The organism is Microcystis sp. LE19-195.1E, assembly GCF_027532095.1.
Classification (GTDB): domain Bacteria; phylum Cyanobacteriota; class Cyanobacteriia; order Cyanobacteriales; family Microcystaceae; genus Microcystis; species Microcystis aeruginosa.
Genome location: NZ_JAPZSZ010000077.1, coordinates 23,001 through 33,239, shown reverse-complemented (window position 1 = coordinate 33,239; position 10,239 = coordinate 23,001). Strand labels below are relative to the sequence as shown.

Sequence of the window (10,239 nt, the reverse complement as noted above, 5' to 3'; positions counted from 1 at the left end):
GAGTTAGTATCCATAGTCTAGGAATATTTTCTGCTAATAAGGGTTGTTGATGACGGTGAGCTTCTCTTTGTAATTGTTCCCGCACAGTCAACAGTTTAGATAAACAAGCGAGAATTCCCTCAATCGTGACAGGATTGCGATAGGGTTCCAATAGACAAGGGGTTTGAGCTAATTTGCCCAATAAGCCTAATTCGGGCGGTATTTTGGGGGAAGTCGGTCGAAAATACACATCGATTTCTTGAGTTTCTGCCGTCACATCAAGGCTGGTTTTCACGTCACCGGAAGAAGCAAGAAAAGTTTCGAGGTAATCTTTACTAAATTTGTCCCAAAGAAAGCGAGTCAAGGCTGAAGTGATTCAATCGATGATCAGGGTTATTTTATCATTTTAAAAGCCTGATTGGAAAAATTAGCAGCATTGCAGCTTTAGTTACAGATTTTTCCTAGTTTTTGCGCTATAACTGAAAGGTTAATCAGCAAAAAACGCGCTCGACGAATGAAACCGCAAATCATCGTCTGTGGATTAGGTCGCACGGGTTATAAAATCTTTTGTTTACTCAAACAACAATCTGCGGCAGTAGTAGCGATTAGCGATCGCCAAATGCTCTGCGAATACCAGTCTGATATTATTATCGGCGATCCCTGCTCTCCTAAAACTCTCCTGCAAGCTGGCCTTCCGGATGCAGAAACCCTAGTTTTGGCCATCGATAACGACGCACTCAATCTGGAAATTCTCACCCGCGCCAGGATAATTAACCCGAAAATTCGGATAGTTAACCGACTATTTAACGAAACTTTAGGAGAAAGACTCGATCAAACCCTCCCTGCTCACGTTAGCATGAGCGTTGCTTCCCTAGCGGCTCCGATCTTTTCCTTTGCTGCCCTTGGTAATAAAGCTATCGGTCAATTACAGCTATTCGATCGCCTTTGGCCAATTCAAGAGATAATTATTGAGGAAAATCATCCTTGGTGGGGATTACCCCTCTACGAGCTTTGGGACGATCCGGCCCGGATGTTAATCTATTATCTCCCCGCTCACGACGAAATCGATCTGGTTTCCGCAGTTCTTTCGGGCAAAAAACTCCAAACTGGCGATCATCTGATTATCGGCAATAAACCGACAATTAAGGCAAAACAGCGTTTTAAACTGCAAAAGTGGCTGAGAAATCTGCTCAATCTTCGTCCCTATCAGCACTATGTCCAACCGGTAATTATTGTCACCCTTTCTCTCCTGGGGATGATTTCCCTTGCTACCATTACCTATCTCAGCGTTAATCAAAAAATTTCCCTTGTCGATTCCCTTTATTTTTCCGTCGGGATGATTACCGGCGCCGGAGGTAACGAAAAAGTGGCCGAATCTACCCCCGATAGTATCAAAATTTTTACCGTGGTCATGATGATTGTCGGTGCGGGGGTTATCGGTATCTGTTATGCTCTCCTCAACGATTTTATTCTCGGTAGTCGCTTTAAGCAGTTTTGGGATGCTACCCGCATTCCCGTCCGCAATCATCACATTATCTGTGGTTTAGGAGGTATCGGCACCCGGATCGTGCGACAATTGCACGACCAAGGCTGTGAAGTGGTGGTGATTGAATCGGACCCCAATAATCGATTTTTGCATTCCGTGCGCTCCTGGGGAATCCCCGTTATCATCGAGGATGCGCGTCTAGTGGCTACCCTAGAAACGGCTAATATTAACAACGCCGAATCTTTGATCGTGGTTACTTACGAGGATATGATTAATGTGGAGATTGCCCTCACTGCTAAAGCGATCGCTCCTAAAATTAATCTAGTTTTACGCTGCTCTCAGGAACAATTCGGGCGATCGATTCAAGAGGTTTTTGATTTTGATACGGTATTATGTCCCCGGGATCTAGCTACCTATTCCTTCGCTGCGGCCGCTTTGGGCGGTAGAATTCTCGGTAATGGCATGACCGATGATCTCCTCTGGGTTGCTTTGGCTACATTAATCACACCTAATCATCCTTTTATGGGGCAAATTATCAAGGAAGCGGCGATGAATGCCGATTTTGTGCCACTTTACCTAGAAAAACAGGGTCAAACTATCCACGGTTGGCAATTACTGGAAATCACTCTCGATCAAGGTGATATTCTTTATCTAACTATGCCGGCTATGCGTTTACAACAGGTTTGGCAAAATACTTCCCTAACTATTCCCCAATCTTTCCGCGATTTAACATGATTTCCGGTCTTAATTATCTGAGCAAAGCTAGTTATCGCTGTATCTTGAGTTTAGGCAGTGCCGGCAGTATTTTAAGTCTCGCTAGTGCCAGCAGCATTTTAAGTCTGGTTAGTATCGGCAGTATGCTCAGTATTGGCAGTGTCGGCAGTATTCTCAGTATTGGCAGTGTCGGCAGTATTCTCAGTGTCGGCAGTGTCGGCAGTATATTTGGCATTTTTCAATATCATTCTCTGCCTAACTATCCTGAATAGTTCTAATGAACTACTTCTCACCGCTTCTTTGTCGATGGCGGTTTTTTGAGTTTAAACTGTGGGGCGATCGCTTTTTATGCAAACAAAATAGAAAGGTTATTAATCGGATTAAGCGATTTATGAGGCTGCGGCAAAACTAACACGACGATAAATTTCTAGCAAGGGAAGTTCAACGTTTAAACTCTCCAGAGGGATTATTTGACTAAGTTGATCGTAGGTTTGTAGTTGCCAGCGATCGCTCTGTGCGAGTCTAAAATATTGCTCAATGTAGGGTTCAGTTTGGCTAACGAGCAGATATTCACAAAAACTTGGCAGGGAACGATATTTTCTAAATTTATCACCTCGATCATATGCTTCCGTGGCGGGGGAAAGCACCTCTACAATAAATAAAGGATTAAGAATTTCGTCTTTGCGATCGCCGTTAAATTCCGGTTCATGGTTAACAACCATGAGATCGGTATAGGTTCCACAATGATATTCAGGAATCCACACCCGCAGATCGCTGTTATAGAGACGAAAATCCCTATCTCTCAATAAAAATCCCAAAAAAACCGAGATATTGATCGCGATTGCGCTGTGGGTTGCGGTTCCTCCAGGCATAAGAATCATTTCTCCATGGCAATATTCATAACGTTCCTGAGAAGTTTCAGCGATCGCCCGATATGCTTCCAAAGTGACAGGGGTTTTGGTGACTGTCGCAATAGTTGGTTTTTCTTGAGCGATAATCATGTTTGTCTTTCTCCGATATTCTATTAATTAATTTTATGGTTATTTTTTAGGGATTGTGGGGAAGCGATCGCTTTTTATCAAAATAGAATTAGAACGGCGATCGCAGTTTTTCTGAGGTGAGAGAGAAAAATTTTTTAAGAGCGAACTATCGTTAATTTGATTGTATGTATTATAATTGAGTCGTTAAATTTAACCAAAATACTATACTGTCCTCATCGAGGTTATTGTTTATGAAATCAGAGTATGATCTCGCTAATATGAAAAGTCGTCCTAATCCTTTTGCTCAACAACTCAAGCGGCAGGTCACTTTACCTTTAAGGATTGATGTCATTGATTTCTTTGAAAAAAAAGCAAAAGAAAAAGGAATTTCTTATCAGGAACTAATTGATTTATATCTTCAGGATTGTGTGACAAACGACCGAGAAATTTCTTTTTAGCGATCGCTTTTTATCCAAACAGAATAGAAAGAGCGATCGCATTGTGAGCATCAGTTAATAAAACAATTAATGAAACAATAAAGTTCGGGGTCAGGTATTCAGGTTTGCTAATTGTTCCTGAATATTAGCTTGAGTAGAGAGTTTTTCGGATTTTTCCCATAGATCATTAAAGATACTTTTATCTGTCTCGACAACTCTTGTTTGATAGGAAATATAATGTGTTTCTGTTTGACCATTCATAATTCTTCTCGCTGTAAAAGAATTTCTGGGAACAGATAAGTTTTCGCTAATCAATAGGTTGGTATCATCCCAACGATAGCCTTCAATATCTTTGGCTTTTTCCTGACAAATACAAGCAACTTCTATGCCAGAGTTAAGTTGTTCCTGAATCACTTGTAAATGCTTTGGAGTCGGAGCTTCAGGAAGAATAAAGACTCGTTGAATAGAAATCTTCCTTTCGATTAGTTCTTTGTTAACTTCCCAGAATTTTTGACCAAGGGGATTATCCCACCAGATGGAATCTGTCATGGAGTGAACAGCCAAGATTCGAGATTGACTTTTAGGATCAATGTGTTTGAGTAGTTGACCAACCTTTTCTAAACGGGATTCGCCGCTAATTTCAATGTTAATTTCAGGCATAATTGTGTTAGTCAAAATTGTGCCATCAAGGATGGTTAGATTATTTTCATCTAATTTAACATCGGTCAAGTTAGCTCCCGTTAGATTAGCTTTACTCAAATTGGCATGACTTAAATCGGCTCCTGTTAAATCAGCTTTGCTCAAATTGGCATGACTTAAATCGGCTCCTGTTAAATCAGCATTAGTTAAATTAACCATCGAAAGATTAGCCTGACTGAAGTTACATCCCATCAATTTTGCATCGGAAAGATTGCCTGGGGTATCCATTAAATTGACTTGGCTGAAATTCAGTCCCCGAAAATCTCGTTCGCCAATTTTGTGCAAATATGTCAATTCTTTTGTGCTATGAATATCGGGGTGATATTCATCGGGTGCATAAACGGCAATCATCGCTTTGACGTAGGCGAAAAAATAAGCCTTGAGAATATTTTCATGGGTGTGGATGGTAATCACTTCTTTCCCATCATACTCAACCACCACCTTGACAGTTACGTCTCCTTGTTGACCTGCTTTTAAGTTGGCCACATAGATAGATTTAAGGTCATGTTTAATTTCAACTAAATGAGCTAGAGCCTCATTAAAAGCAGTAAAAAGTGCATCTACTGAACCTTTTTTAAAGGCCGATTCAGTGTAACGCTCTTGGGTTTTTGTATTACATAGGATAACTGTCGCAGCAGTTAAATTGTTATTGGCACAGAGAATTTCAAAGTTCTCAATTTTCCAGCCTTGAAAAAGCAAAAGATTATCCTCAAAGAATAAGTTTTTTTGAGGCTCGTTTTCTAAAAGCTGATTGAGTTTTACTTTTTCATTTTCCATGGCAGCTTTACCGAGATTTTTGAGAGTTCTTTCGATAGAAGCTGGCGAGGTATCTTTCCCTAAAAACTGTAAGAATAAGGCTCTTCTGGTTTCTGTGTGGAGGGAAGAAGAATAGGGATAATTTTATAGAAATATAGTCTTCAAAGCCTTGCCTAGCAAGACTCCTACGAATGATAATCAGTGCTTATCACACAAAGTAGAGAAGAGCCAGAATAAGGCAGGAGAACCCACAAAAGGATACCCACTGGCAATGAATTCTCGATCTGCGATGGTGATAATACCTGCTAGGCTATACTTTCTGGCAATCTCAACTTGAATTGCCGTTTTTAAATCAACGTTGGGATATTTTTCTAGGTCAATTTCTTTCAAGTCAACTTGACCGACGTTAATCTTACTCAGAAGTTCAATGATCAAACGATTTGCATATTCTTGAGATTTCAGATTTTTGATATTATACCAAATTTTGATTAATCCCATTTCCCCAATGTAAGGATTAATTTTTCCCTCTAAAACAAGTCCCATAACCCTAGTAGCTTCCCTGTTAAGAGTCGTCTGATTTCGTAATAAAAACTCTTCGATTAGATCAGCATCAATTAAGACTTTCGGAGCTTGAGAAGTATTTTCTTGGGATTGAAATATTGCTAGATTTTTGAGAAAAAAGTCAATATCTACATCAGAGTGAGCAGCAATTTTGTACGAAATTTTATGCAAACTAAGCTTAATTTCGTATTTAAAAAAATCGTCAGAATCTACATAATTGCCCAAATTTAAAAGCGTTTTTATTACTTGAAGCTCAGAGATTTGAGTTGCTTGAGATTCAGGATAGTATTGTCCTATTTTTCTGATAATCCCCGCCCGGCGATCTCTATCCTGTTCATTTTTTAGTTGAGCTAACAATACCAATACATCACTTGTGTCAAGATGGGGACTGGCCAATTTTGTTACGTCCAATAAGTTTTCAGTTTTCATTTGAAATTAATCTCCTCAAAAATGCGCTAGTTTTCAGTGGTCTGATTCTGTACTAATTTTGTCTGAGGCAGATCGTTCTAATTCCGAATTCTCTACGTATCTGCTTGTCAAAATATCGTTAATGACGCAATAACCTTTCTTGAAAAGAATTCTTCTTAGAGAAGTAATTCCCACACGCTCACTTTCATCTAAATCAAGGTAAAGTTTAAGATAGGATCCTAGATTTTTGTTGAAATCCGCGTTTAGATTTTTTTGGCTATGATTGAACATTTCAGCCAAATCATCCGCACAAAAAAGACCTGTAGCCGCCAGATAGAAAATAATTTTGTATTTTGCAGATAGGAATTCGATTTCTGCCAACAAAGCTTGTAGCTTGGCTATATCCAAACCACAGTCTCTTGCCAGATTTTGGGCATCGCATAGTGATGGGGGAGTTGACGAGAGCGTCTTCATGGCTGTATTACAGTTTCTTGCCTGCCTTTCGGCATCGGATAGGTTTTGGGGCATTTCGGATAGGTTTTGGGGCATTGACGAGAGCGTCTTCATGGCTGTATTTTCGAGCTAGTTCGCATATTTTGAAATGGAGTACCAACAATTATTGTTTAATGATAGCAACAATTGTTGGTTTAACTTTGCAATATTTGTTGGTTGAGATTCTTACAGTGCTTGGAAATATCCAAACCACAGTTTCTTGCCAGCTTTTGGGCATCATATATTGATGGGCTAGTTAGCATATTTTGAAATGGAGTACCAACAATTATTGTTTAATGATAGCAACAATTGTTGGTTTAACTCCAATAATTGTTGGTTTAACTTTGCAATAATTGTTGGTTGAGATTCTTACAGTAAGTGATTATATTATGGATACAATTAAGGAAGATAGAGCGATAGTAAAAAACAGTACAAAAAAGCTGGTCGAGTGTTGCCGCACTGCCCAGCTTGAATTAGGTAAACGTTCTTGGCTCTACCTATCGCTTCCCGTCTTGATTATCTCCACCCTGACGTTTTGCTAGTTCGTTGATGGTGTAGATAAAAACGTAGTCATAGGGATGAATCTTCCCGACAGCTACGCCGTAAGCAAGGGAGCTTAGGAGCATGACAGTGAGTAAGTTCTTCATATTGATTGACCTCCTGGCTTCTTAAGTCCACACTAAGGTTTTTAAGTCTCCTGGTGGGCTAATTGAGAGGGTTAATCCCGATGATGCGAAGCTAGGAGAGGGCCAGTATCCTCGCGGGTGCTGGCTCTTTACTCATCATTATCATCCCCGCATCTTAGCCCATGAGGGTAGATTGAGTAAAGCTAAAATGTTAAGGATTCATGACACGATGAGCGAAACACTGCTAGGCAAAAACAAAGATCCTGATCAAATCAACTGCCACCTTAGCCATGAAAGCACTTAGCCACAAAACAGAAGATTTGAGTATAGCCGATGTCTCATCCGATTACCCCGATCAATGGGTGGTCTTAGAGATCACTGGGTGCGACAAATATGGCTGGCCAGAGAAAGGTAAGGTTATTGGGTATTCAGACGACAAAAGTAAGCTGATACAAGATACTAAACATTTGAAGGGAGACTTATATTTGTTTTATACAGGTCTTGTTGACGGTGGTAGGGTTGCTTAAAAATGTTAGAATCCATACAAAAAGCACAATCTCCTTTAGCTTTGGCCCCTGCGTTGGAGGCTGCCATTAAACGAGGCGAAGAAGCGAAGAAACGGTTCCTATCCAAGCAAGGCGGAACCTTAACCAGCGCTGAGGTTTGTAGTGTTTTAGCCTCTAGTTCTTTGGAATTAGAAACTATGAGGCTCAATCATCGGGTCTTAGGTTTATCTGTCAACGAGGAATTGGTTTATCCCGCTTGGCAATTTGTTGATGGCAAAGTTTTGTCAGGTTTAGACCAAGTGTTAGCCGTTTTAAAAGAAGACGGTGCTTGGACACAAATGCTCTTTCTGCTTACGGGTGATATTCGTTTAGAGGGAGCAACCCCGCTAGAAAAACTCCAAAAGGGAGAAATCGAGCCAGTGGTTTGGGCCGCTAAGTGCTACGGGAGTCATAGCGCGGCGTAATGGGTTTGCCTCCTTTTCCCCTCCCACCAGACGATTTTAGTCAGCGTCAATTGCCCGTCATTGAAACCCCAGGCCCCTGGCTAAGATTAAATAAAACCGGACACCTTTCTAGTCTTCATTTTGACCGCAGTGGTAGCGGTCGTTTCGATGGGCCAAATCAGGGCTATGGGCTTCTCTATGTGGGTGATGAGTACAGTACCTTTATTGAATGTTTTGGCCGAACATTTGACGGAGCCGTAACCGTTACAGCCCTAAGAAATAGAAATCTTTTTAGAATTAGAAGCGATCGCGCTTTACTGTTGGCCGACTTAACGGGGCCGGCCCTTGTTCGCATAGGAATAGATGCCCGCATTTCTTCTGGTGATTATGAATATTGTCGGACTTGGGGGCAGGCAATTTGGGAACATCCCCAAGGAGTAGATGGGATTAGATACCGTTCTCGTCATGATGATAGTGTCTATTCCGTTGGGCTTTTTGATCGGGTTAGAAACCATTTGCAAGAAGACAACTTAGGTAATTTATACGATGATAATTCATCCTGTTTAGGTGAAATTTTGGAGCATTATGATTATGCTCTTATTCAAGAATAAGTATATTTTTGCAATTAGACGCAATCTCCCCTATTCAGAACGGCCAAGTGTTAGGGAATTTTCTGTTAAGTTAATAGCAGCCCACTCGTCGCAAAACTTCACTGATCACTGATTACTGATCACTGATTACTGATCACTGATCCTCTTGCCCTATTTTGGTAAAATCAACTATAATGGGGAGAAGTTAATCTTTGCCAAGCTTGAGCAGAGTTAAACTAATCCCTCAGTGAGCAAGCAATTGAATCCTATGCTTAAAATTGCCCTTTTTGGAACCAGTGCCGATCCTCCTACTGCCGGTCATCAAGCCATACTAAAATGGTTATCGGAACAGTACGATATTGTTGCAGTTTGGGCCGCCGATAATCCCTTTAAAAATCATCAAACCAGTCTCGAACATCGTCTGAGGATGTTAAATTTGCTCATCCGGGATATTCAACCCCCAAGGGATAATATACAACTGCGACGAGAATTAAGCGATCGACGTAGCTTAATTAGTGTGGAAAAAGCGCAAGCAATTTGGGGAGAACAGGAGGAATATACCCTAGTCATCGGTTCTGATTTAGCTGGACAAATTAGGCACTGGTATCGTAGCCGAGAATTACTAGAAAAAGTCAAAATTCTCGTGATTCCTCGTCCAGGCTATCCTATTAATCAAGATGATATTGAACAACTGCAAACATTAGGGGGTGATTGTCTGATTGCCGATGTCTTTGCTCCGGCTGTATCCTCAACAGATTATCGAGAAAAAGGCGATAAACAGGCTGTTCCCGCACCGATTAAAGATTATATCGAAGGTCAAAAACTTTACGCATGAAACCGCAAAAGACCCTAGCTAATAAATCTCTAGCTGATTTTAAAGTGGGAGTTGATAACGTGATCTTTTCCGTTGATACCCAATTAAATCGGCTGCTAGTGCTTCTGATTAAAAGACGGGAAGAACCCTTTAGTAATTACTGGAGTTTACCCGGGACTTTAGTGAGAAATGGGGAATCACTGGAAACGGCAGCCTATCGAATTTTAGCCGAGAAAATTAGCGTCAATAATCTCTATCTGGAACAGTTATATACTTTTGGCGGTCCAGAGGGAGATACCCCAGCAGCGGCCGCGAGTTTTGGGAAACGTTATCTATCGGTGAGTTACTTCGCTTTAGTGCGGTTTGAAGAAGCAAAATTAATCACTGAACAGGATCATAATATCACTTGGTATATGATTGATAAAGTGCCAGATTTAGCCTTTAATCACGGTCAAATTTTGGAATATGGCTGGCGAAGATTACGCAATAAAGTAGAATATAGTCCCGTCGCTTTTGAGGTTTTACCAGAATTATTTACTTTAAATGATCTTTATCAATTTTATGAGACAATTTTAGGTAAAAATTTTAGTGATTATTCTAACTTCAGAAATCGGCTATTGAAATTAGGATTTCTCAAGGATATGGGTTTAAAAGTCTCTCGTGGTGCCGGTCGTCCGGCTAGTTTGTATCGCTTTGATGAAAAAGCTTTTGCTCCCTTTAAAGAGCAACCGTTAGTTTTTGTTTAAAT

General features: G+C 40.6%; 11 protein-coding genes and 3 pseudogenes. 8 read left to right on the top strand and 6 right to left on the bottom strand.

The window, feature by feature from the left end; genetic code table 11:
- A pseudogene (locus O9300_RS04805) lies at positions 1-343 on the bottom strand (DUF4351 domain-containing protein); the annotation flags it as partial.
- Positions 344-493: 150 nt separating this feature from the next.
- On the opposite strand from O9300_RS04805, the gene O9300_RS04800 reads away from it, so the two are divergent.
- Positions 494-2,200 (top strand): potassium channel family protein, encoded by a 1,707-nt coding sequence (locus O9300_RS04800; protein WP_287970353.1) that lies wholly within the window; start codon positions 494-496, stop codon positions 2,198-2,200.
- Entirely contained in the window at positions 2,197-2,451 is a 255-nt protein-coding gene (locus tag O9300_RS04795) for a hypothetical protein (protein ID WP_002750132.1), read from the top strand. Before O9300_RS04800 ends, O9300_RS04795 begins: the two co-directional genes overlap by 4 nt.
- 117 nt (positions 2,452-2,568) lie before the next feature.
- Here the strand turns inward: O9300_RS04795 and O9300_RS04790 are convergent, their stop codons facing one another.
- Positions 2,569-3,180 carry a Uma2 family endonuclease gene (locus O9300_RS04790; protein ID WP_002802920.1) on the bottom strand — a complete coding sequence of 204 codons (612 nt, stop codon included), beginning with the start codon at positions 3,178-3,180 and terminating at the stop codon, positions 2,569-2,571.
- Positions 3,181-3,410: 230 nt separating this feature from the next.
- On the opposite strand from O9300_RS04790, the gene O9300_RS04785 reads away from it, so the two are divergent.
- Positions 3,411-3,617, top strand: a complete 207-nt coding sequence (locus O9300_RS04785) for a UPF0223 family protein (protein WP_002740011.1) — start codon at positions 3,411-3,413, stop codon at positions 3,615-3,617.
- A gap of 90 nt (positions 3,618-3,707) precedes the next feature.
- On the opposite strand, the pseudogene O9300_RS04780 reads toward O9300_RS04785, so the two are convergent.
- From O9300_RS04780 to O9300_RS04765, 4 genes and pseudogenes are all read right to left on the bottom strand, one after another.
- Positions 3,708-5,153, bottom strand: a pseudogene (locus tag O9300_RS04780) (pentapeptide repeat-containing protein); the annotation flags it as partial.
- A gap of 138 nt (positions 5,154-5,291) precedes the next feature.
- A pseudogene (locus O9300_RS04775) lies at positions 5,292-6,041 on the bottom strand (pentapeptide repeat-containing protein); the annotation flags it as partial.
- Positions 6,042-6,074: 33 nt separating this feature from the next.
- On the bottom strand, positions 6,075-6,494 hold the full coding sequence (locus O9300_RS04770) for a hypothetical protein (protein WP_409876950.1): 420 nt from the start codon (positions 6,492-6,494) through the stop codon (positions 6,075-6,077).
- Positions 6,495-7,009: 515 nt separating this feature from the next.
- The gene (locus O9300_RS04765) at positions 7,010-7,138 is read right to left on the bottom strand and encodes a hypothetical protein (protein ID WP_256380715.1); all 129 of its coding nucleotides are present in this window, start codon (positions 7,136-7,138) and stop codon (positions 7,010-7,012) included.
- Positions 7,139-7,428: 290 nt separating this feature from the next.
- Here O9300_RS04765 and O9300_RS04760 point away from each other — a divergent pair, with 290 nt between their 5' ends.
- The 5 genes from O9300_RS04760 to O9300_RS04740 all read left to right on the top strand — a co-directional run bounded on the left by O9300_RS04760 (position 7,429) and on the right by O9300_RS04740 (position 10,237).
- Positions 7,429-7,665, top strand: coding sequence for a hypothetical protein (locus O9300_RS04760; RefSeq protein ID WP_147069434.1), 237 nt, complete (start codon positions 7,429-7,431; stop codon positions 7,663-7,665).
- 2 nt (positions 7,666-7,667) lie between these two features.
- Entirely contained in the window at positions 7,668-8,108 is a 441-nt protein-coding gene (locus O9300_RS04755) for a hypothetical protein (RefSeq protein ID WP_147069435.1), read from the top strand.
- Complete coding sequence (locus tag O9300_RS04750; protein ID WP_287970351.1) at positions 8,108-8,698, top strand: RES family NAD+ phosphorylase; 591 nt, start codon at positions 8,108-8,110, stop codon at positions 8,696-8,698. Before O9300_RS04755 ends, O9300_RS04750 begins: the two co-directional genes overlap by 1 nt.
- Positions 8,699-8,945: 247 nt before the next feature.
- On the top strand, positions 8,946-9,512 hold the full coding sequence (locus O9300_RS04745; protein ID WP_072923928.1) for a nicotinate-nucleotide adenylyltransferase: 567 nt from the start codon (positions 8,946-8,948) through the stop codon (positions 9,510-9,512).
- Positions 9,509-10,237, top strand: coding sequence for an NUDIX hydrolase (locus tag O9300_RS04740; RefSeq protein WP_287970349.1), 729 nt, complete (start codon positions 9,509-9,511; stop codon positions 10,235-10,237). Before O9300_RS04745 ends, O9300_RS04740 begins: the two co-directional genes overlap by 4 nt.
- The last annotated feature ends 2 nt before the right edge of the window (positions 10,238-10,239 follow it).

Bases quoted from the DNA above. Each gene is read 5' to 3' on its own strand.
- O9300_RS04750 (WP_287970351.1), top strand. From the start codon at position 8,108: ATGGGTTTGCCTCCTTTTCCCCTCCCACCAGACGATTTTAGTCAGCGT.
- O9300_RS04765 (WP_256380715.1), bottom strand. From the start codon at position 7,138: ATGCTCCTAAGCTCCCTTGCTTACGGCGTAGCTGTCGGGAAGATTCAT.
- O9300_RS04760 (WP_147069434.1), top strand. From the start codon at position 7,429: ATGAAAGCACTTAGCCACAAAACAGAAGATTTGAGTATAGCCGATGTC.
- O9300_RS04800 (WP_287970353.1), top strand. From the start codon at position 494: ATGAAACCGCAAATCATCGTCTGTGGATTAGGTCGCACGGGTTATAAA.
- O9300_RS04790 (WP_002802920.1), bottom strand. From the start codon at position 3,180: ATGATTATCGCTCAAGAAAAACCAACTATTGCGACAGTCACCAAAACC.
- O9300_RS04740 (WP_287970349.1), top strand. From the start codon at position 9,509: ATGAAACCGCAAAAGACCCTAGCTAATAAATCTCTAGCTGATTTTAAA.
- O9300_RS04785 (WP_002740011.1), top strand. From the start codon at position 3,411: ATGAAATCAGAGTATGATCTCGCTAATATGAAAAGTCGTCCTAATCCT.
- O9300_RS04770 (WP_409876950.1), bottom strand. From the start codon at position 6,494: ATGAAGACGCTCTCGTCAACTCCCCCATCACTATGCGATGCCCAAAAT.
- O9300_RS04755 (WP_147069435.1), top strand. From the start codon at position 7,668: ATGTTAGAATCCATACAAAAAGCACAATCTCCTTTAGCTTTGGCCCCT.
- O9300_RS04795 (WP_002750132.1), top strand. From the start codon at position 2,197: ATGATTTCCGGTCTTAATTATCTGAGCAAAGCTAGTTATCGCTGTATC.
- O9300_RS04745 (WP_072923928.1), top strand. From the start codon at position 8,946: ATGCTTAAAATTGCCCTTTTTGGAACCAGTGCCGATCCTCCTACTGCC.